The organism is Chitinophaga nivalis (genome assembly GCF_025989125.1).
Taxonomy (GTDB): Bacteria; Bacteroidota; Bacteroidia; order Chitinophagales; family Chitinophagaceae; genus Chitinophaga; species Chitinophaga nivalis.
This window is the reverse complement of sequence record NZ_JAPDNR010000001.1, coordinates 4,137,709-4,159,320: the sequence shown is the minus strand read 5'-3', so window position 1 is coordinate 4,159,320 and position 21,612 is coordinate 4,137,709. Positions and strand designations below refer to the sequence as shown.

The 21,612-nt window shown below is 45.8% G+C and carries 24 protein-coding genes; 9 read left to right on the top strand and 15 right to left on the bottom strand.

All coding sequences use genetic code 11. The features are described 5' to 3' along the window. Nucleotides 1-217: 217 nt before the first annotated feature. Nucleotides 218-1,411, top strand: a complete 1,194-nt coding sequence (locus OL444_RS16515) for an ankyrin repeat domain-containing protein (RefSeq protein WP_264731447.1) — start codon at nucleotides 218-220, stop codon at nucleotides 1,409-1,411. A gap of 5 nt (nucleotides 1,412-1,416) precedes the next feature. Next, on the top strand, nucleotides 1,417-2,757 hold the full coding sequence (locus OL444_RS16510; protein ID WP_264731449.1) for an ankyrin repeat domain-containing protein: 1,341 nt from the start codon (nucleotides 1,417-1,419) through the stop codon (nucleotides 2,755-2,757). A gap of 141 nt (nucleotides 2,758-2,898) precedes the next feature. Here the strand turns inward: OL444_RS16510 and OL444_RS16505 are convergent, their stop codons facing one another. Further along, a complete protein-coding gene (locus OL444_RS16505; RefSeq protein WP_264731450.1) occupies nucleotides 2,899-3,117 on the bottom strand; it encodes a class I lanthipeptide in 219 nt (72 codons plus the stop codon). Between the two features lie 270 nt (nucleotides 3,118-3,387). Between OL444_RS16505 and msrA the strand changes: the two genes are divergently transcribed. Next, entirely contained in the window at nucleotides 3,388-3,876 is a 489-nt protein-coding gene (msrA, locus tag OL444_RS16500) for a peptide-methionine (S)-S-oxide reductase MsrA (protein WP_264731452.1), read from the top strand. Nucleotides 3,877-3,990: 114 nt separating this feature from the next. On the opposite strand, the gene OL444_RS16495 is transcribed toward msrA, so the two are convergent. Together OL444_RS16495 and OL444_RS16490 are read right to left on the bottom strand one after the other, a co-directional pair. Next, nucleotides 3,991-4,461 (bottom strand): GNAT family N-acetyltransferase, encoded by a 471-nt coding sequence (locus OL444_RS16495; protein WP_264731453.1) that lies wholly within the window; start codon nucleotides 4,459-4,461, stop codon nucleotides 3,991-3,993. Nucleotides 4,462-4,517: 56 nt separating this feature from the next. Continuing rightward, nucleotides 4,518-4,958 (bottom strand): Lrp/AsnC family transcriptional regulator, encoded by a 441-nt coding sequence (locus OL444_RS16490; RefSeq protein ID WP_264731455.1) that lies wholly within the window; start codon nucleotides 4,956-4,958, stop codon nucleotides 4,518-4,520. A 110-nt stretch (nucleotides 4,959-5,068) separates the two neighbouring features. Here OL444_RS16490 and OL444_RS16485 point away from each other — a divergent pair, with 110 nt between their 5' ends. Genes OL444_RS16485 through OL444_RS16475 form a run of 3 tightly spaced genes read left to right on the top strand, consistent with a single transcriptional unit; the run spans nucleotide 5,069 to nucleotide 6,925 of the window. Continuing rightward, entirely contained in the window at nucleotides 5,069-5,944 is an 876-nt protein-coding gene (locus OL444_RS16485; RefSeq protein ID WP_264731457.1) for a DMT family transporter, read from the top strand. A gap of 44 nt (nucleotides 5,945-5,988) precedes the next feature. After that, entirely contained in the window at nucleotides 5,989-6,369 is a 381-nt protein-coding gene (locus tag OL444_RS16480; RefSeq protein WP_264731459.1) for an Imm1 family immunity protein, read from the top strand. Nucleotides 6,370-6,391: 22 nt separating this feature from the next. Next, on the top strand, nucleotides 6,392-6,925 hold the full coding sequence (locus OL444_RS16475; RefSeq protein ID WP_264731461.1) for a MepB family protein: 534 nt from the start codon (nucleotides 6,392-6,394) through the stop codon (nucleotides 6,923-6,925). Between the two features lie 64 nt (nucleotides 6,926-6,989). Here OL444_RS16475 and OL444_RS16470 read toward each other — a convergent pair whose 3' ends face one another. Genes OL444_RS16470 through OL444_RS16430 form a run of 9 tightly spaced genes read right to left on the bottom strand, consistent with a single transcriptional unit; the run spans nucleotide 6,990 to nucleotide 14,965 of the window. Then, the gene (locus OL444_RS16470; protein ID WP_264731463.1) at nucleotides 6,990-8,348 is read right to left on the bottom strand and encodes a phenylacetate--CoA ligase family protein; all 1,359 of its coding nucleotides are present in this window, start codon (nucleotides 8,346-8,348) and stop codon (nucleotides 6,990-6,992) included. Nucleotides 8,349-8,396: 48 nt separating this feature from the next. After that, entirely contained in the window at nucleotides 8,397-8,879 is a 483-nt protein-coding gene (locus OL444_RS16465; RefSeq protein WP_264731465.1) for an acyl-CoA thioesterase, read from the bottom strand. Nucleotides 8,880-8,891: 12 nt separating this feature from the next. After that, the gene (locus OL444_RS16460) at nucleotides 8,892-9,773 is read right to left on the bottom strand and encodes a class I SAM-dependent methyltransferase (protein ID WP_264731467.1); all 882 of its coding nucleotides are present in this window, start codon (nucleotides 9,771-9,773) and stop codon (nucleotides 8,892-8,894) included. A gap of 10 nt (nucleotides 9,774-9,783) precedes the next feature. Further along, a complete protein-coding gene (locus tag OL444_RS16455; RefSeq protein WP_264731470.1) occupies nucleotides 9,784-10,044 on the bottom strand; it encodes an acyl carrier protein in 261 nt (86 codons plus the stop codon). 11 nt (nucleotides 10,045-10,055) lie between these two features. Further along, the gene (locus tag OL444_RS16450) at nucleotides 10,056-10,997 is read right to left on the bottom strand and encodes an acyl-CoA desaturase (RefSeq protein ID WP_264731472.1); all 942 of its coding nucleotides are present in this window, start codon (nucleotides 10,995-10,997) and stop codon (nucleotides 10,056-10,058) included. Between the two features lie 22 nt (nucleotides 10,998-11,019). After that, entirely contained in the window at nucleotides 11,020-12,741 is a 1,722-nt protein-coding gene (locus tag OL444_RS16445) for a fatty acyl-AMP ligase (RefSeq protein ID WP_264731474.1), read from the bottom strand. Between the two features lie 31 nt (nucleotides 12,742-12,772). Further along, nucleotides 12,773-13,609, bottom strand: a complete 837-nt coding sequence (locus tag OL444_RS16440; RefSeq protein ID WP_264731476.1) for a patatin-like phospholipase family protein — start codon at nucleotides 13,607-13,609, stop codon at nucleotides 12,773-12,775. Between the two features lie 7 nt (nucleotides 13,610-13,616). Then, nucleotides 13,617-14,024 carry a styrene oxide isomerase gene (locus OL444_RS16435; RefSeq protein ID WP_264731478.1) on the bottom strand — a complete coding sequence of 136 codons (408 nt, stop codon included), beginning with the start codon at nucleotides 14,022-14,024 and terminating at the stop codon, nucleotides 13,617-13,619. Nucleotides 14,025-14,074: 50 nt separating this feature from the next. Continuing rightward, a complete protein-coding gene (locus OL444_RS16430) occupies nucleotides 14,075-14,965 on the bottom strand; it encodes a Pnap_2097 family protein (RefSeq protein ID WP_264731480.1) in 891 nt (296 codons plus the stop codon). A 1,080-nt stretch (nucleotides 14,966-16,045) separates the two neighbouring features. Between OL444_RS16430 and OL444_RS16425 the strand changes: the two genes are divergently transcribed. Both OL444_RS16425 and OL444_RS16420 read left to right on the top strand, forming a co-directional pair. Then, nucleotides 16,046-16,237: a hypothetical protein gene (locus OL444_RS16425; protein ID WP_264731481.1), complete on the top strand. Its 192-nt coding sequence runs from the start codon at nucleotides 16,046-16,048 to the stop codon at nucleotides 16,235-16,237. Nucleotides 16,238-16,441: 204 nt separating this feature from the next. Then, nucleotides 16,442-17,221 (top strand): hypothetical protein, encoded by a 780-nt coding sequence (locus tag OL444_RS16420; protein WP_264731483.1) that lies wholly within the window; start codon nucleotides 16,442-16,444, stop codon nucleotides 17,219-17,221. A 31-nt stretch (nucleotides 17,222-17,252) separates the two neighbouring features. On the opposite strand, the gene OL444_RS16415 is transcribed toward OL444_RS16420, so the two are convergent. Together OL444_RS16415 and OL444_RS16410 are read right to left on the bottom strand one after the other, a co-directional pair. Beyond that, complete coding sequence (locus tag OL444_RS16415) at nucleotides 17,253-17,615, bottom strand: GIY-YIG nuclease family protein (RefSeq protein ID WP_264731485.1); 363 nt, start codon at nucleotides 17,613-17,615, stop codon at nucleotides 17,253-17,255. A gap of 3 nt (nucleotides 17,616-17,618) precedes the next feature. Next, the gene (locus OL444_RS16410; protein ID WP_264731487.1) at nucleotides 17,619-18,212 is read right to left on the bottom strand and encodes a TetR/AcrR family transcriptional regulator; all 594 of its coding nucleotides are present in this window, start codon (nucleotides 18,210-18,212) and stop codon (nucleotides 17,619-17,621) included. Nucleotides 18,213-18,499: 287 nt separating this feature from the next. Here OL444_RS16410 and OL444_RS16405 point away from each other — a divergent pair, with 287 nt between their 5' ends. Then, a complete protein-coding gene (locus OL444_RS16405) occupies nucleotides 18,500-20,143 on the top strand; it encodes a hypothetical protein (protein WP_264731489.1) in 1,644 nt (547 codons plus the stop codon). Between the two features lie 102 nt (nucleotides 20,144-20,245). Here the strand turns inward: OL444_RS16405 and OL444_RS16400 are convergent, their stop codons facing one another. Beyond that, nucleotides 20,246-21,562 (bottom strand): hypothetical protein, encoded by a 1,317-nt coding sequence (locus tag OL444_RS16400; protein WP_264731491.1) that lies wholly within the window; start codon nucleotides 21,560-21,562, stop codon nucleotides 20,246-20,248. Nucleotides 21,563-21,612 lie beyond the last annotated feature (50 nt).

Genomic DNA, 21,612 nt, shown 5'->3' with positions numbered 1-21,612 from the left:
CTATACTCCTGGTGCTGCCTACCCGGCTATCGTTACCCCTGCTACATCCTATAATGGCCGGCATCCTGCCTGGTACGTAAAAGGTTTTCACAGTTCCCGTGATTCACTGACATGGATATCCGAAACCCCGTTTTATTTTTTTGTGAGATGATGGCATCATCTGCCCTATATTTGGCAGGAAAATTGACCAGACACAGCGCAAAAAAACCACAGACCTATGTACGAAGTGAATAAACTGGCGGATGCAATCAGAAGACGCAATATGGCCGACGTGAGACAACTGATCACACAGGGTGAAAAACTACCTAAGCAACTACCTGATTTTGATAAAAAACAAATCTTCGACAGCCTCCTGCTCACCAAAGCATTTGATCTGGTAGATGAGCTGTTGATCAAGGAAGGTTTGATTGTCATGGATATTTATGAATATGATAAATTCGACGGCAGCATCTTTGAAAGCCTGTTCAGAACACTCGGGACAACACCTGAGGAACTGGACTTTCTCACTTCCTTTGTAGCCAGACTAGATAATATTAATGATGCCCTGCAGGATAAAACCTTGCTGAGAGTAGCCTTCAACCAATCTGCCCCCATGGAACAGATCCGGATACTGGTAGCGGCAGGCTGCGATATTCATTATAAAACCAATTACGAAGAGAACTTTCTTTATAAGATTGTACAGGAATTTGCCATCAAGGAAGATATTGGCCTGGCCTATCTTTCCTTCCTCATCGGCGAAGGCCTGGATCCCAATGCCGGCAACATTGTGGGCACAACGCCGCTGCACCTGGCAGTAGGCAGTTCCAAATCGCGTTACATAGACCTCTTGCTGGAAAACGGCGCAGATCCCAACCAACCCAACAAAGACGGAGAAACACCTTTTTATAATGCTATAGTACACCAGGTATGCGACATACAACTGTATGAAAAACTGCTCCGCTATGCGGCACCGGATTTTGAAGGGCTTAATAAAAACAAAGAACCGCTGTTTGTAGGCGCAGTGCGCATGCGGCGGAGAGGTTCCGAATACGAGACCGCCGTTATACAGGCATTGCTCCGCGACGGCGCCGACATCTATCAGACGGCTCCTTACTACAGTAAGGATAAATCCGCCCTGGACTGGATCAGCGAATACCCCGCCGAAGTACTGCAAACAGTACTGGAAGCCGGTGTGGTAGACCTGGAGCGCCGCGATGATGAAGGCAATACCATTCTGCATAAAGTATGCGCCTATAATGTAAACTACGAACAGGAAGCAGCGAAACAATTGTACCGTAAAGTGAAACTGCTGATAGAAAACGGAGCCGCTGTAAACGTCACCAACGATCAGGATAAAAGTCCGCTGGACCTGGCTGCCCAGGATAACCTGAAAGCAAAGACCGTTGAATTACTTTTAAAACATAAATCCTAGCCACTATGTCCATGTCATTTATCATTGCCTGTGAAAGCGGTAAGCGTAAAATAGCAGAGATCCTGCTGGCCAATAACGAAGTAGATGTTGCGTATACAGATGAAAAAGGCAGAACAGCGCTGCACTATGCAGCGCACCACGGCTACCAGGATCTGGTAAAACTATTGCTGGATGCTGGTGCGGCACTGGATTATGAAGATCATAACGGCGAAACGCCTTTTTACTTTGCCTGCCTGCAAAAGCAGAAACAAACCGCCCTCTTGCTGCTGGAAAAAGGCGCACGCACCCATATCAACGACCTGCAGGGCAACAGCCTCTTACACCTCACCGCCAAAACCGGGCAGAAAGAACTGGTGGATGCCCTGCTGCAACAAGGTGTAACCGTTGACCTGGAAAACAACCAGGCCGAAACTCCCCTGCTCATTGCAGCGGCATGGCGCAACAAAGACATTGTACAAACACTGATCGATAACGGCGCCAATGTGAATACCACCAACAAGGCAGGTGATAATCCGCTTATTACCGCCGTACGTGCGAAAAATATTGCCATGGCCACCTGCCTGATCGATAATCACGTGGACGTGAACCATGTCAATCATGCCGGAGAATCCGCCCTGCTGATTGCCTGTTATGATACCAACCGGGCCCTCACCAACTTACTGGTACAACACGGCGCCGATGTGCTGATCACCTCAAAGAATGGCCTGTCGCCTATCTGGTATGCCTGTGCCAACAACCAGAAAGAGATCGTTGCCCTCTTCCTGGATAAAGGCATCGATGTTAATTTCAGCCAGCCATTATCTGCAGATACGGCCAGCATGAATAGTTATCTGGATTGGGTGGAAAGCGCTTCGAACCTGTCTATGGACAGCGCCTTCACGTTGAATCACACCTATAGTTACGGTGGCGAAAGCCTCCTGCATGTAGCGGCCAAAAACGGACACCTGAGTATGGTAAAACTGTTGCTCGAACGGGAAGCGCAGATTAACATCCAGGACGAATCCGGTAATACTGCCCTGCACTATGCTGCTTCCTGCGGTAAAAAAGATATCGTGAAATACCTGCTGGAACAAGGCGCGGATGTAACGATCGTGAATACCAAAGAACAGAAAGCCATCGATTACGCTTCCATCAAAGGGTATAATGAAATTGCCAGCCTCCTGCTCAGCTTTCACTCTCCCGCAGCGAAAGCGACGGCTGCTGCTCCCGTTCCGGTTGAAGCTAAAGCGGGCCTCAGTATGGCAGAGAAAAAACAAGCATTGCTGGACTTAAAAGAATTGCTGGATGCCGGCATTTTATCACAGGCAGAATTTGAGGAAGAGAAAGCCAGGATATTAAAAGGATAAAACGCTACTATATTTTTTGTATGATACGCAGCCGGCTCCCAACAAGAGCCGGCTTTTTTATTCCGATGGTGTTCTCGTTTCTCCGCAATAAAAAAGAGGATGTCTGTTAAGACACCCTCTCTTCAAAAAACGTTACGAGGATTAACACTTTACACCAGGGCAGGAAGCATTAAACAACGTAGGATAGTTACAACGGCCCGGGCAGGAGTTGTCAAATAAAGTAACATAGTTACAGTTACCCGGACAGGAATTATCAAACTGGGTTACATATCCCCCCACAATCTGTTGGGTGCCTGTCAGGTTGATGATGTCTTTTTTCTGAATGAATAACTTCTTTTGAAGATTAACTTTCTTTTTCATAATAAATAGTGGTTTTACAGTAAAAATCGGGTCGCTGAATGAATAAAGGTTAACGACTGCGTTAAAAAACAATTGACATCAAGATATCTATTTTGAGAGATACGGACAAATATAGTTTACACGCAGCGGGCTACTGCTTTCTCCCCGCATTACGATCCTGGGATGCATACTATCCCGGAACCTCACCTCATCATCGCAGCCGCTGCAGACGGGCGGATTGCTTATATCAGATCAAAACCATAACTTCATCGCACAAAAAACAATGAACTTATGAGTGCAGAAAAAGCCATTCTTGCAGGAGGTTGCTTTTGGGGTGTAGAAGAGTTAATTCGTCAATTGCCCGGCGTTCTCTCTACCGTGGTTGGATACACTGGCGGCGATGTGCCTCATGCCACCTATAGAAATCATGGTACGCATGCAGAAGGCATAGCCGTTACCTTTGATCCTACGCAATTATCCTATCGGCAGCTACTGGAATTTTTCTTCCAGATACACGACCCTACCACGCCCAACAGGCAGGGCAATGATATCGGCACTTCTTATCGTTCTGCGATCTTCTATCTCAATGAGCAACAGCAGGAAACCGCCACAGCGCTGATTGAAGAGATCAATGCCGCTGGCAGATGGCCCGGTAAAGTAGTCACTGAAGTAGTACCCGCAGGTGATTTCTGGGATGCAGAAGAGGAACACCAGGATTATTTACAAAAACATCCGCATGGATACACCTGTCATTTTCTGCGGCCGGAATGGAAGCTGTAACAAACAACTGTTATGTTTATAACGCACAAGCGGGTGTCTCAGTAATAGGAGACACCCGCTTGTTTTATGCTGGCTATCAGCTGTTACGAGAAAAATCAAAACAGGGATAGCCCCTTACAGTGTTTTACCCATGACCACCGTGGTATCATCTGCGCTTACTTGTACAAAACCCAGCTTCTCTACCAGCCGTACTGCATTCCTGTTTTCGGGCGTTGTTTTGCCCAGTATCCGTTTCACCGGAAAATGTTGTTGCGCCAGCGTTTCCAGCAACCCAAAAGCAGCCTGCATATAACCCTTACCCCGGTATTCCGGAAATAAAGAGCCGCCGATTTCTATTTCTCCGGTTTGTTCATTCCAGTCATGCAAAGCACAATCCCCTATCATCACATCGGGTTGAGCAGCCAGCCGGATGGTGAAGATGTAAGCGCAAAGTGCGATAATCCGTTGGGTAAATGCCGCCGGTGTTTCCTCCGGCAGAAAAGGAGATACCGTTGCTTCCTTTTCCCGGACGGTATAGAGTGCATAAAACCCGGCGGCATCTGCGATGGTCAATGGTTCGAGTATTATCTCTCCTGCTGTTGTCATACTATCTGTTGTTTTATGGCGTTGCTTACAATCGTTTAAAATACGGGCGTCCGTGGCTATACCTGTTTTTTCTCAATGGCAGAAAGAATCAGCAGCGTCACGGTATCTCCATATGTCGATATTTTGTCGATGAACTCCTGCAGGTGCAGGCGGTCTTTCAAGGCGGTTCTGACAATCACCGTATGCTCTCCGGCGATACGGTTTGCTTCCAGCACTTCCGGCCAGATAGCCGCTTTTTTGATCAACGTTTGTAAAGATCCGTGATACACTTTTACCAGGATAAACGCCTCGATGTCTAACCCCAGTAATCTGTAATCCACTTCCACCTGGTATCGTTTGATGACGCCGGCATCTTCCAGGTGTAAAATCCGTTCCCTGACAGCAGAGGGAGACAAGGATACCATTCTGCCAATATCTGCGAAAGATGCCCTTGCATTTTTCTGCAGGGCAGCGATTATTTGCAGATCCGTTTCATCTGCCAACGATTCGTTTTTCATACCGGCAAAAATAGCTTAATTCAACTGAAAATATTAATTACCACCATTGATCCTATTTAATAACTATTGATTTCCAGCCTAATTTTACAATGAAATTACCTGCAAGGATCATGGCTAAAAAATACCTTTACCTGGGGCTTATTATACTCGGTACGGCTTTCTGGGGCATCTCGTTTACATTTACCAAAACCGGCATGGCAGCGGCTACCCCGGTGATATTTGTTGCCTATAAATTCCTGATCGCCGCCCTTGTGCTGGGCGTCGTTGTTTTCCGGCAACTGTCTTCCATCACGCGGGACACGGTACGGGCCAGCCTTTTCATCAGCATACCTTTACTCGCGGGCACCCTGCTGCAAACAACCGGATTGCAATATACCACCGTGGCCAATGTGGCCTTTATTACAGGGCTGGACGTATTACTGATCCCCCTTTTTAAATACCTGTTCTATAAAAAAACCGTGGCGCCAAAAACCTGGATCGCCTGTATCATTTGTCTCGCCGGGCTTTACGTCATCACCGTTCAGCATGGCTTATCCATCAACTACGGCGATCTGCTGATCATTGCCTGTTCGGTTGGTTTCGCATGTTACATTATCCAAACGGGGCAACTCCCCCGCAACATCTCCCCGCTTCCCGTCATGGCGCTGGTCATGCTTTGGTGCGGCATCGGTGCGCTGTGTCTGGCCCTGCCGGATGCGTCTTCCGTATGGCTGCCAGCCGAACCGGTATTCTGGGCCGGCGTATTGTTTGCCGCCATCCCGGCAACGGCCTATATGTATGCCATACAAAGCATCGCACAACGATACCTGACAGAAGAACAAATCGTACAGGCGTTCCTGTTTGAACCCCTGTTTGCTGCGATAGCCGCCTGGTTGGTGCTGGGAGAAACCATTACTTACCCTACCCTCGTTGGCGGCGGCATGATTATGGCCGCCATCGGGATCACGGAAATAAAGTGGTTACCGCGGCTGGCGGAGCGGGAATAAGTACCGGTAAATCTCCTTCTGCCGGAAAATACTACATTTGCCGGATGCATATCACAACTGACCATCATAGCGTTGACCAAGCCATCACATCTCCCACAGATGCGCTGTCCGCCTTACACGCCCTCGATGGTAAAAATAGTACCCAGCTGATAGCCAGTAATGACAACGGATGCCTGATGATCGGTGGTGGTAACGATGAACTTTACATCGTCACCTTTGTAGTGGAAGAGGATACTGCCTTTTTTAATTTGCTGGCTGATGCCCGCGCACAGGACGAGCAGGATATAGCCCTGGTGACCGGTGGACAAAAAGGACTTTTTCCCGCGAGGTTATGCGTAGATAAAGCTACAGCCACTGAGGCACTGCTATACTATATTGAACATGCCGCCATGCATCCCGGATTAAACTGGGAACAGGATGTTTAAACGACCTTAAAACAATGATTCCATGCAAGCAGCTGCGGTAAAAAATATACACCCCGATTTTTATCTGCTCAAAACGGCGGTATTTGACAAAGGAGATTTTGTAGTGACAGGCTTACACCCAGCTGCTGAAAGCCAGGAATATGGCGCCTGCAGCTTTCAGCTCAACGGGAAAACAGTACAGTTCCGGGTTTCCAAAATAACGCCCACCAAAACCGGGCAATTTGTAACGATCTGGCAAAGAAATCCGCAAGGGATCACCCAACCTTTTACGGCGGCAGATCATCTCGATTTTATCGTTATCAGTGCCCGACAGGAAGAAAAAGGTGGGGTATTCATCTTCCCCAAAACAATATTAATCGCCCATGGCATTATAACGAGTGAAAAAAAGGCCGGCAAACGTGGAATAAGGGTATACCCACCCTGGGATCAAACAACTAACCAACAAGCCTTAAAAACGCAAAGCCGGCAAACACCTTACTTCCTGCCGGTGCCGCTGCATGCTCCCGCCGACCTTACTTTGGCGCAGCAACTGTTTACGGCAACAGCCGGCATATAAACCTTCCTGCAGCTACATCTTTTACTGACCGGAGAACGATGCAAATACAGGAAGGCTGCTACGATCAAGGCTTCAGCGCCAGGATCAACCGGTTCTTGCCGGTATTCGGATTGGCAGGAATGGTATCAACGATTTCCACCTCGTAAGTAACGGTATCTGCCAGTTGTTTATCCTGCAGGATCTGATTCATCCGGTCTTTGATACGCCGGATAATGGTGGCTGCATCACCATTGATAATGGCTTTGATCACCAGGAAGTTCTCCCGCGTTTGTACAAACTGGAATCGTTGCAGTCCCTCTACCCAGAAGTTCGTGATCACCAAAGGATGAATACATTCCAGGGTCTGATCCTGTTTTTTAAACCATAGAAAATCCTCTTTGCGGCCAGCGATGTTTTTGATCAGGGGAAAAGGCAAACCATGCTGACAGGTATTTTCTTCCAGTATGATTTCATCATTCATCTCATAACGAATGATGGGCTGCGTATAGTTATAGAGGTTACTCAGCAACAATTTTCCCGGCTCGCCGTACGCCACTTTCCTGTGCTCCCTGTCTACAATTTCAAAGCAATGCCAGTCATTGAAAATATGCAGGCCCTGGTGAATACGGTGGTCGGAAGTCATATCGGAAGCAATGCCGATAGATTCAGAGGCCGCGTAGTAAGCCACCGGGTCTATGCCAAAAGCACTGCTGATAGCCTGGCGCATGGCAGGGGTCAGCGGATCGGCGCTGCACACCATCCGATGCGGCGCAATATCGATATCGCCGCGCAGCTGGGCTTCCGCCAGCATATGAATACCGGAAGAATAGCCCGTTAACACATCCGGTTTAAAGGCATCCACGTTTGCCAGGATTTCTTTCAATGGTGCATTCACCGATACCGGCAATACTTCAAAAAAGAATTTAGGCAATACCCGGGTAAGGGTAATACCCGCATAGTTACCTTCCACATCGCCGATATAGGCGAGCCGGATTTTCTTAAACAGGCTTAACCTGCTTTTCGACACCCGGGTCATCACCAGTGATTTCAATACATTCCAGTCGCGCCTACTGTATACAAACAATCCCAGTGTACCCGTGGTGCCGGAAGTACGGATGATATGGAATTTATTGAGGTACAGCTGTCCCCTGTTGCCGGGATTACTCACAAACTGCTCCAACGCCGCTTTTTTGAGGCGCGGATCACAGACAAAATCATCAAAATGCTCCATCATCAACGCCTTGTTAATAGTAGGTAATGCTTCCAGTTCCACCTTCCCGATCTTGTCGGCGGTAATACCGTGATCACCATAGTACGTCCGGTAAAAACGGGAATTGCCGATAACATGCTTTACGAGTGCCTGAAACCGGTTATGCTGCAGTTGTGCGACCTGCTCCTGAGATAATTTTTCAGCACGTTTGGCCCGGTAAATATCTATTAACATAAACTGCGTTCTTTAAAGGATAAAGTAAAGATGTGCCTGCGATCCGTATCAGGATTCCTTTGCCCGCGCCGCGATACGCGTGGCATCGAAGTATCCTGCATCATAGTTCACATCACGTGGAATTTGTTTGAAAGCCTGTAAAATGCCATCCGGCGGAATGGTGGGGCGACGGCGTTTGCGATCCAGCCAGGCGCCGTTAATCAGCATCCTGGCAGCCAGCGTACCATCTGCCTGAAAAAATTCATGTTTCAGTCTGAACAGGGAGCCTTCTGCAGACAAGGCGAGTATGCGCATGTTTACTTTCAGCTCACTGTTCATTTGCGTTTCCTTCAGATAGGAAATATCTTCCTGCGTAAGAATAGGGCCGATCTGCAGCTCTTCAAAAACAGGATAGGCATACCCGTGATCTTCCAGGAAAGACATCCTTACATGTGTGGCATATTCACTGTAGGAGGTATTTCTCAAATGCCTGTTCACATCGAAATCAGACCATTTCACTGCAAACGTTTTAAAATATTCCGCATTGTCCATGGATATACTGCTTTACTGTCTTGGTTTATCAATTTTTCTGAGTTTGATCCGGTATAAATCCATGCTTTTGTATACATCGAAGGCCAATATCAGGAGGCTGAAATATTTTTCATACTTCTTAAAGAGATCTGTCCCAAATGTATTGACCACCGTTTGTTTATTACCCTGCAGATTTTTCAGCCATTCCCGGAGTGTATTGGCGTACATCTCCCGGTCATTTCTTACCGATACAATTTCAAACAGAAAGGTACTGGCGGTAGCAATATCTGCCAGCCGGGGCAGGTCTGATTCCGGAAATATTTCGGTGGCAAAAAAATGATGCAGGTCTTCCCGTTTCATATTGCCGGCGCCGATTGTTTGCAGGGAGATGATCCCCGAAGGTTTCAGCCATTGATAACAGGAGGTAAAGAAGTTCCGGTATCCCTGTATCTTTTCTTCCTGGCTGGCTTCCGGCGTTGCAAAGTGTTCAAAGGCGCCTACGGAAATAATACCATCATAGGTACCTTTGGCCGCCTGGTGATCCTGCCAGTTTTCCAGGGTAGCGGTAATATCTGTCAGGTTCAGCGTATCAATATGCTGCACCTGGGCATCACTTAACGTAATACCTGTGACGGTGCTGAGCGCGTAGCGTTGTTTCACGCGCCGCATCACGGCTCCCCAGCCGCAACCGATATCCAGCACCCGGCTGGCCGCTGCAGGATTCAGTTCCAGGTTATCGATATGGTAGTCTATTTTCTGTTGCTGCGCTACGTCCAGGCTTTCCTGACCGGTATACCACAACGCACAGGAATAAGACATCTCCGTATCCAGAAAAAACCGGTAAAAATCATTACTTACGTCATAATGATATTGTATGGCTTCCATAGAAGCGCCTACATTGTTTTCTGCTGACATGCGTGGCGGTTTACTGGTTTATAATTGAGGCAATGTACCCGGAGCTGCTACGAATGGTATTGTGTTTGTAAAACAGGGAAGGATCCAGTGACTGTCCGGCCCAGGTAGACAAATCAGCCGTGATATGCACCACCATGATAGAATCCAGTCCGAAGGTTTCTATGTCCTGATCGATATCCATATTATCCACGGGAATTTCCAGTGCCGTACCGATTTTTTCTTTGATAAATGACTGAATGTCTGTCGCTGATTTTTTTTGTAAGATGTCCATGTTCAGATAGATTAGTTTCTTTTTAATTTATTATCGATTTGATTTTTATTCGGCTTTTTAACATCCCATGCCAGGCCTGTAATACGTAGTCCCTGTATCAATATGGCGGAAGGATCAAACTGCCACCATTTAAACGACAGGTCGGCCGCATTGGGGAAAGCATGATGGTTGTTGTGCCATCCCTGCCCCAGCGTAGGAATAACAAACAGGATATTGTTCCGGCTTTGTTCATCTGTTTTGAAAAGCTGGCCACCGAAAACATGACAGAAAGAGTTTAAAGAATAGGTGGCATGATTCACGAGGAAAACGCGGATCAGTCCTCCCCAGAGGAAACCCAGGGCTGCCCCTTTCAGTGATAGCGTGATCAGTCCTGCTGCTACTGCCGGTATAATAAGGCCCAGGTATACCCATTTCAGGTAGTTTTTATTGACCCAGCGGATATTGTCGTCTTTCAGCAGATCCCGCGCCAGCTTGGCCGTATTGGGGAGGTCATTTACAAACTGCCACCTTACGTGTGCATGCCACAGGCCTTTGATGAGGGCGCCCAGGCCTTTTCCCGATTCCAGATTGGGCGAATGCGGATCATTTTCCTTGTCGCTGTAAACGTGGTGCCGCCGGTGGGTGGCCACCCAGAAGATCACAGGGCCCTGTGCACTCATAGAGCCCAGTATAGCCAGTATAGCTGTTATGGCTTTATTTGTCTTGAAAGCCTTATGGGTAAACAGTCTGTGAAAACCTATTTCCACGCCTGCTACCGTAAAAAAATACATCGTTACCAGGGAGATAATTTCCAGCCAGCCGATGCCCCATATAAAAATGCCGGCAATACCTGTGATAAAGCCAATCGTAGGCAATACATGGGTTAAGAGCGTCGCCCGCCATATCTGCGTTTTGACGAGGTGTTCATTATCAAAACTGACAGCACTGTTGTCAGTTACTATTAGCGCATCCATAATTTTTCAGGGTTTAATATTTTTACAAAGTGATTTCCTTCAGATTACCGGAACTATACAGTATATCCAGCTCCTGCTGTGCATACATCGCACTGCACCGGATACGTTGTTTTTTTCCGCTGGATGTTTTGGGCACCGACATTCTTTTCACCAGCACCACATCCTGTACCCGCAGGCCGGTACCTGCCGATACCGCACTGATAATCGCCTGGCCAACGGCTTCCACGGCCAGGTTTTCGTAGTTATGATTGATTTCATGTACCACTACCAGTTGTTCCGGTTTCCGGTGGGAAACAAATACAACGCCGCCATTTTTGATTAATGCCGGATGTGCGGATTCCAGTTCATTTTCAATATCCTGGGGATAATAATTCCGGCCACGTATAATAATCAGGTCTTTGATTCTGCCTGTGATGTATAACTCTCCCTGATACAGGAAGCCCAGGTCGCCTGTTCTCATATAACGGGCCCCATCGGATTCCAGATAATTTTCAAACCCTTCCCGGGTTTGTTCCGGGTTGCGCCAGTATCCGCGTGTGACACTGTTTCCGGCCACCCATACCTCTCCTACCTCCAGCTCTCCGCAGGTACGTGATTCCGCTACCGCTACTATTTTCACCTCGTGATCATTCCAGGTACTGCCGCAGGATACGATGTCTTTAGCGGTAGCGCCGCCTGCTTCCTGCAACCGGACGGTTTGCTCCCGCATACTTTCTTCTTCCACGTGCAGCACTTTTACTTTCTCCTGTTTACTGCCGCCGGTTACCATCAGGGTAGCTTCCGCCAGGCCGTAGCAGGGATAGAAGGCTTCTTCCCTGAAACCGCAGGCCGCAAATTTTTGCGAGAAGGCACGAATCGTTTCATAGTTGACCGGCTCCGAACCATTGTACGCCAGTGACCAGGAACGCAGGTCAATACCTGTCAGCTGGTCGTCGGTAATTTTATCGACGCAGTACTGATAGCCGAAGCTGGGAGCGCCGCTGCTGGTAGCCTTGTATTTGCTGATTATTTTCAGCCAGCGCAGGGGCTGTTGCACAAAGTGAAAAGGAGATATCAATACACAGGGTACGCCCAGGTAAAGCGGTTGCAGTACGTTGCCGATAAGGCCCATATCGTGGTAGAGCGGCAACCAGCCGGCTACCACGGTATTTTCATCGTGTACAAATGCCTGCCGGATCACCATTTCATTGTACCACAGGTTTTCGTGGGTGACAATAATGCCTTTGGGTTGTGCCGTAGAGCCGGAAGTATATTGCAGGAAAGCGATATCACCCGGTTGGATATCCGGCTTTACCCAGTTGTCGCCGATATCCTGCAGGTCTTCCATTTCCAGGATACGGATCTGCGGGGCAATGAGTTCCGTACCGGCTTTCAGCTGCTTAATCCGGGCAGCAATGGTATTGTCGCAAAAGATAAAAGCTGCTTCCGCATCTGCGATGATACTGCTGATTCTTTCCAGGTGTTTGTTATTTCTGGGCGGATAGGCAGGTACGGGTATACAGCCGGCATAAATACATCCCAGAAAGGAAGCGATGTAATTGATGCCCGGTTGAAACAATAACAAAATACTTTTTCCGGCAGCTGCCTGTAACTGCAGATTAGCAGCTATTTTCCTGGCATAGTGATCCAATGCCCCAAAGCTGATGACCTCCGCTGCTTCCTCTCCGTCTGTTACAAATGTAAAAGCGGTTTTATCAGGCATGGCGGTGCCATGTTGGCTTAGTAAGTCAACTAAATGTTGCATAGCGGTTATTCAATTTTTATTATCCGGGATACTAATGCTGCGCTATAAATGCTTCACCGGCAGCATATCCCATTTCATAGTCATTTTTGAGGATATTAATATCCTGTGTTACCTGGCTTGTCTTCATACTTTTGCCGGGTAAAATCTGTTGCAGTGTAAAAGGTTGGGATGATTTGCCCAGAAAGTCTACAGCTGTATTATAGGTATGATGATAGTTCAATAATTGTTTTCTTACCTGAGGATATTTTAATAACAAGAGTGAAAACAGTTTTGTCTTGTTATCCGCTTTCCGGGCATAGGGATATTTCTGTGACCGGATTACCACGATGTTCCGGGCACCTTGTTCATGGGCGAACTTCACGGGTAACGGATCGGAAAGCACGCCATCTACCAGGCGTTCATTGTTGATCACACAACCTTTGCGATAGTACAAGGGTAATGCACTGGATGATTTCAGACAATCCAGCCAGTTGGCCGGTGTGGGCGACAGGTACACCGGTTTACCTGATTGGGCATTGGTAGCTACCACATAAAAGCGTTTATGCTTTTCCTGCATCACCTGGTAAGCTTTCTCAAAATGGATGGGGTTTTCTTCCTGTGTGCTGTTCCACAACCAATCCAGGTCCATGTAATGCCCACCTCGTAAGAAGCGGCTAAAATTCAGAAAATGCTTACTGGCCATATGTCCGGTATAGGAGTCAAAATTTCTTCTGAACTGTCCGGCAATATGGGAAGGAATATTACAGGCGCCGGAGGATACCCCGATATACATATCAAAAGGATCGTATTTGTGCCGCAGAAAAGCATCCAGCACGCCTACCGAAAATATTCCCCGCATACCACCACCTTCTATGATCAGTGCATTCATATTTAAATCATTTATTCAGAATAAGTACTATAAACACCAGTGTGTAAACAAATGAAAGGGTGGCTGCGATGTAATAAAAAATATACACGATCCGGTTATGCCGGCCCGGTTCTTTTTTATCCAGTCCTCTGGCTGCTGTTAGTGCGGCCCATAACATGCCCGCAGCAAAACAATAGTTGGAAAGGATCACACTGTAGAACAGGTAAACTGCATACCTGAAATCTTTCGTCAGCTCATTAAAAAACACCGCCATTACCATCAGCATGATGCCTCCCATGACAGATGCCGTGTGTAATAATTTCCACCCGTTTTCATTGGGGATCTTGTTTCGGATTGCCTTGGAATAACCTACACCAGCCAGATTACCAATCAGCATGGTCAGGAAGCCATGCAACAAAAGTGTATAATTCATCATAAACGTTGAAAAAATGAGTACCGGGTCTGATGGTCTCCATAGGATGGATATTAAACCTGATCAGACAAACTAAATTTACGTTTTAATTTTTTCACCGTGTGAATACTGGCAATACACTTATTGTCCTGTTTCCGCCAAAGAGAGCTTTCCAATGTAACTACTGTACCGGAAGGATCTACCTGGTAATGATGCAGGCGATAAATAATTTTATCGGCATGATTGCAATTCCCGAAATAAAAGACCCGCCGCTCGTTCAGATAACTTTCCAGGGGCCAGGTGGCATTTTCCAACCGGGCATTAAAAAAGTCTGCTTCACAGATATCGTTGATCAGGGGATAAGATGCAAAATAAAGCAGGTTCACCCCATTGATATCTGTATATGGATTGATACTGTATTCGGTTTCAAATACGACTCCGGTTTTCTCTTCCTGCAATATTTTTTTCTTTTCCTGTCTGTATATGTCCGACAGTTCTACGGGTTCGTAGTGCCGGGGTATTCTGGCAATATCTGCAGGAACGCTCCGACTCAATATCACGCTGTCGTTGCTTTTGGTGGCAAATGCAGATAGGATGCCTACTTCCGCCCTGATGTCTGATGATCGTATAAAGATATTACTGTAATTTTTGTTATTCCCCACTCTTAACAGGTTGCCACTCATCAGCAACTGATCATTTTCCTTGTAGTAGCTAAGGTCGTAGCTGGTCTTGATATGAATACCGATAATGGTGGCATATACCCTTCTTCCTTCGGCATCTTTAATGCCGGCGGTATTGCTATTGAGTGCATTCCCAATCAATTCCCAGTGATAGTCACCAATCTCTTTTATTAACCAATTCTCAGATAAACCAGACAATACCATTTGTGGCATACCTATTTTATGTACTCTTTCATGCCGGGCAGTTTGCTGCGGTAAGGGAACAGGGGCGTCTATTAACGTCATAAAATTAAATGGTCATACAATGATAGAAAGGGTATATAAAACAACTCACACACGCGCCTATAATATACAGGCGTCTACCAGATATTACAAGAATAAAAAATGAAAAAAACGAACGAAAAGATAGTGATAAACTTTTGGGCTGAAGGGGCACTCACTCAATATTCACAAGGTCTACAGGGCATCAGATACTACAGTGCTTAATGCATGTAAAATTACTTTCTTTCAAAATTATCTTTCACATTCCTATGCAACCAAAGTTATATCCGTTGCCTTGCGAATCAAAATACTTTCTTCGTTATAACAGAATTTTAACATTAAAAAAATGACTGATGCCACTTCGTTTATAGATTTCCGTCATGGTATCCCCGGAATGATAAAAAAAGGCTGACAGTATATCAAAAGTGAAGAATCATGCTGCTGCCAGATAGCATCTCTTTATTTACCGTCATATTTATTTTTTAAATTATCAACTATTGATCCGTTTGTCTCTCGATTATGACAATTATTATACTTGTTGATGTTCTTCCTCACTTGCTGCGCAAAATTTTCCAGTACTGTTTTTTCAGTGAAATATCCGCTGTCAACCTGGTTGATTTGTTTATCTGTTCATGCTATGCCGTTGCACATGCTTTACTTAATTTTATAGCGAAAAGAGCACCCTTTGTTAACCATCTTAATTCACTATCTCATGCCAACATTTACCTGATGGTCCGTTGTTAATATGGATGCTTTCTGTTGTATCCGGCAGGCCGCCACCTCATCCCGCCCATTACACCTGTAGTATTACATTCAACTGGCTGCCTGTATCAGATTGGTATTATGTATTCATTTTCAGATCGGACCATTGTATTTACAACCGGCAATAGTAGTATGCTCCCACCTCCCTGTTGCTGCTCATTGCATCTGCAGTAAACCATTTTACTGTTGTATCAACACATAGGGATAGCCGTTTCCGTTAGTTACCATGAAGGTATACCCCTCGGGATACTGCTGCCATACCTATTTCCTGTTATTGCCATAAAGACCCGTATGACAGTCATCATACCATGATATTATGCGATCACCTAAAACCATGACCATATGTACCCGCCAGGTATTCCTGTGCCGGATATTCCGCAACAAAACAGTTGGCCATCCGGCATTATCGTTATCCAGACCCCGTTTTTCCTGTTAACCACTCCATATACGAAGGCGCCTGTTCTGCCTGCATCACTTTATCCGGCAGCTATTTCCGGAGCAACCGATAGCTGCGGTATAGTAGCAGACCTGTGAAATGGCGGTCGTTGCAGCAGTACAAAGGCAGCTGTAAACCCAACAACTGGTAAGCCATATATTGCCATGGTATACCAGACACTTCGCGATTAACGTCGCTGTTATCCCTGTGTCCCGGGGCCGGTATCTTTACCGGCCCTGTATGTTTCCGGCGATCAATTCCCTACCTTTGGCCCATCAGTAACCATTTTAATCATACTACTCATGCAACCACTCATCCGGGTTCCCGAAAACTATACTGAATTTCTATACTGGGTAAAAGAAAGAACGGAATCTTTCTGGCGCACGGACCCTGCTGATACCACATTGGATTTCAAATGCGAACCATGGATCCATGGCGCAAAATGGCAGGGACTGACGGACACTGAAATTGATCAGATTGAAAAAAAATATGCCATCCGCTTCTCGCCTGCCCACCGGGAATTTCTGCGTATCCTGCATACGATAGATCGTAAAGAAGTGATGGAATACAAGGAAACATTTGAAGAAGATGCGCCCATACAAAAAATGCAACGGCCATTTTTCTATAACTGGCTGACGGATGACCAGGAAATAAAGGAGCGGTTTGAATGGCCTTATGAAACCATTTTATCCGATATACTGGGCGTCAATGACACCTGGCAGGAAGCGTGGGGGCCCCGGCCGAAAACGCCGGAAGAACAGACGACCCTTTTTTCCCAATGGTACCATACAGCACCGCCGCTGATTCCGATTACGTCTCATCGGTTTTCGCTGAGTGCACCCGACCTGCCGGATGCACCTATCCTTTCCGTTTATGGATCCGATATTATCGTTTATGGCTGGAATTTCCGCCATTATCTGCTAAACGAACTGGTAGAACATCTAAACCTTTGCGAGCTGGTATATGACGAGGAAGATCAATGTCATTATGCAGAGACCCTGCAGGAGATAAAAGCTATTAATGAATGGGAACGAGCCCATGCCGATACCAACAGGATACCTGTCTGGAAAGAGATGCTGTAGTACCGGCCTTCACCGGTTGCCGGTTTACGGACTATCTGCCGGCACGTTGCTGATGGTATCCTTTATCGCCGTAAGGTTCCAGTTCCATCATGACCAGTTTTTCCAGGGTCTTGATTTCCTGCTTATAATCTGTTTGCGGCTCATCACGCTCCTGCAGTACTTCTACAATTTCGTATATAAAATCTTCTCCCTGCTGCAGCTGCCAGTCCCGCTGCAATGCTTCATTGGCATGCGAGCCACTCATCAGTTGTATCCGCAGCGAGTTCCAGGCCCTGTCCAGGTCCATGGTGCTACCAATAAATACTTTATTATTCCGTTTGTTCCTGAGCTGGAAAACACCTTTTCTGAACTGCATTTCCTTATAGGCCTGCTTCAGCTCTTTTTTTGCACTCATTATTTATGGTTTTAATTGCTGATCAATAAAATTAGCCGCCTGCTTTGTAAAGAGGGCATAACTGGCGGGATGCCGGCGGTTGAGGTATAGGGAAAGCATACCGATACTGCCAAATAACAGCGCTGCTTTTTTGTGGGTCGCTTCCCGGGAGGTCAGTATCCCTTTTTCCACCAGGTGCTCCCAATCGGCTGTGCATAGCTCCTCCAGCAGCGCGGTCACCAGTTCACTGGTATCGCCCTTCTTATCTATATCGGCTAATTTTTCATTAAAGAAAAGATCGAAGATGCCCGGATACTGGATAAAGTATTCCATATATGCCAGTACGATCGTTTTCAGGCGCCTGTTTCCGGCGGCAACGTTTTGACTGCGTTCCGCTACATATTCCCGGCATTCTTCCCGGAAGTCTTTTACACAAAGGAATACCAGGTCTTTGGCGTCTTTAAAATAATTATACAGGGTAGCAAAGGAATAACCAGCCTTATCTGCCACATTCCGGACGCTGACACTTTTCAGGCCTTCACTTTTCAGCAGGTCTTTGGTGGCGGCAATAAAGTACCCCCTTACCCGCTGTTCCTGTATTTCCTTTTTAGTCATCATGCTGCAAATATATTGAACACTGTTCAATTTTTGAAATAGTATTAAAAATAATAAACAACAAGGTAATATGTGGCCGCTATAACAAAGGGCGATGACGCACAACAAATAGCCACTGGATAAACATGTCTTGCTGCACCAGAAGGATAATGTATTATTTATATATAAAAAATACAATTATCATCTCCGGTAATTTCCATTTTTCATCTCCCTAAAAAATACTATTTTTAATAACCTGCTTACAACACACCCTACATCTCAATAGCCATTATCACCAAAATCATTATCCAATGAACCTTTTCAGATATAAACATCGCAGAGCTGAAAGATTTCCGTTCCGCCAACTAGCTACCACCTCTTTCATCACCGGCGCGCTGGCCATCCTCCTTGGAATCGTATTGCTATTATCGGTAAAATCAGCCATCATCGCCCATCAGCCGGTTAAGACCGGCGCAAAAATAATAGCAGGATTAGGTATGATCCTATTGGGCGTAAAAGACCTCAAACGTGGTTATATCAATGAATATAAGTTTGACCTGGATGATGCCTATAATCCTGCTCAGAAAAATCATATCAATGATTTAATGGGGCAGCGAAGAAATAAACATCACAGGCTTGCATATATATACGCCGACATTTTACAAAGCAAATCATATGCATTGAATGATAGCGAAAAAAGACCTATTTCTGCCTGGCAGAAAATATTCTATGAATTACTTTCTCAGGGAAAGCTAACGAAAGTGATTGACCTGCTACCTTATCCCATCACTAATTTTATTGTCAACCAGTCTACGCCATTGGCTATTGTTGGTTATTTCCTGCTGTCATTATGCGTACTCTTTTTCTGTGCCTGGCTGGGACTTATTACGATCAACATGACCCTGATAAACCTATTCCTGTTTACCGGATTGTTAAGCTTATGGAAACCTTCCGGCATAGACAATGTACTTAGGGCCGACAGGAAAAAAGATCTACGGGAAAAGCTCATCTTATTCATACTGGCTTTCCTGGCTACCTTGACACTTTATAAAACATATACCAGCGCTATTAATTCCGGTGTATTTATATCTGTTCTGTTCCTGGCAGCGGTGATGGTTACTACAGCCATCCTGGCATTCCGGGTTATCAATCATATTTTCTCCTCCCGCGATAAACCACTGATCGTTGCATCCGAAATACAGGCTCACACCTATCGTGCCAATACACAGCCTAATAATATCTTAAATCAGTTCGACAACATGATAGGCGAAAAAACCAACTGGTTCTTCAAAGAGGCAACGAAAGACGCACAGGGGGTAATATCCGGCAGTCAGCACAACAAAGGCGATTTCGAATTTGAATATGTATATGAAACACTCCCCGTGCTGATCCCCAGTCCACATGATGCCACCAGTGAATCCTTATTGAAATACACCTGGGGACTTGGTACTGTTTTGCTGAGTGTGGGTCTTCTCTTCTTTTTTGCCGGTATTATGACAACTCCCGGCGTAAACATATCAGCCCTCCAAACTAATCCTGAAGGGATGCTCACAGACAATGCCCCCGGCATTTTTCTCAGCCTGTATTTTACTTTGCTGGGGTTAGCCATTTTTTTCTTTGGCAGAAAACTGGTGTATGAAATATATCTGTTCTTTCATACAGAAATATTTTTTGAATCCAACCTGATCGTCTTTAAGGCAACTGGCAACTATGATGAATTTGAACAGATTTCGGGCAATATCAAGCGAAAAGATACCTGTACAGATTATACCCCCGGCATCAAAGTATGCAAAGTTATCAGCAGCGTATTTATGCATCCTTATATGACAACAACAGCCATCCCGCAACAACCCAGATTTCTGGTAAAAGTAGAAAAACAGGATGCTTTGCTACAGGATTTATGGCAAGGTTTTCAGGCAAAAATGCAGCATTATACTGTTGCCTATCTACCATAATCAATAACTGCAATACCTTTAGGCAGGATCATTCTCCTACGTATAGGCATTGCAGTTATCTATCATCTTCCTGTCAGGTTAAAGTCACTTCCCACAACACCACTATTGTGCGCCGGCTCCCGGAACCAGGGACTGGAAGTTCACCGTATCCACGACCGCCTGTTGCTGCGTCGGGAAATAATGATTGTTATCGCTACGGGTAATAACAGTACCGGACATATTATTGATCATATTCGTTACAGGTCCTACCGCCTTTACCATCTCGAAGCCCACATTATTGTAGTACTCCAGTGTGCCATAGGTATTGTACAAATCCAGCTGCTGCCCTTCCCAGTCCTGCGATACATTCAGATGACCGGCAGTATTGTTATACACTTTAGCATTGGTATGGGTTACCCGTGCCGGGTATTGCTGTATATAATCGTACAAATAAGGCGCTAACTGCAATTCGAAAGCGGAATATTTCCAGCTGTTCCATACAATGTTATTGTAGATGAGTACTTCTTTTACGGTAGTACCGAAAGACATACCCCAGGCTCTGATGGCATTTCCCTGGTGATTGGTAATTTTGTTATCATGAAAAGAACCATTTCCCATCATCTGGAAAATACCGTTGTGATAACCATTCGGAGCATTCGGATCTGTGTATAGCGTATTGATGTTATTAATCACATTCCCTGCGATTTCATAATCCTCTACTGCACCCATCCAAACAACGTTGCCTATTTCCGGACAGTTTTTGATGGTGTTATTCACGAACTTAAAGTTTCTCATCAGTCCTTCTACCCCATTCGGTGCAAATTCGCCGCGACAGAAAAAGCCGCAGCTGGTATTCTCATAGGTAAGCCTTTCAAATTTCCAGTTCTTTGAAACCGTAGCCGGACTACCATCATAAATGGTCCGGTTATCGTAATGGATGGTATAATCACCGATATTCTTAAAGCTCAGATCATGCAGGTAAACATCATTACTGTTGCCACGGATCGTTAATGCGCGATAAGGCTGGTTGATAACAGACAGCCCCCATAATTCAAAGGTATTCGCCTGATCTACTTCCATACTGCCATTATTCAACACGACATCTGTAGCATCTATTTTCACGTTGGTAGCCGACGCGATATAAATGAATGAATAATTACCCGGTTTGATTTTGAGGGAGGCATTGCTCAGGGTACCCAGCAACAGCTCACCGGATCCCGTACCCACCACATTAGGATCAGGCGCCACCGGGGTTTGTGTAGCTGTTTCATAAGCCTTTACAAAGTCGGTACTGTAAATAGACGGGAAAGCAAATTTGCCATCTGAATAAGTGATCTTTTCTCCTGCTACCGTGTAGGAAATGGTTACGCCATTAACGACGATGGTGCCGGTTTGCGGGGTCGTTGTCAGGGTTGTTGTTTGCGTGTCTTTTGGAGTCATAATTATATATTTATTATTAGTGCGCGTTTATTTCTTCTATATTTGTTCTA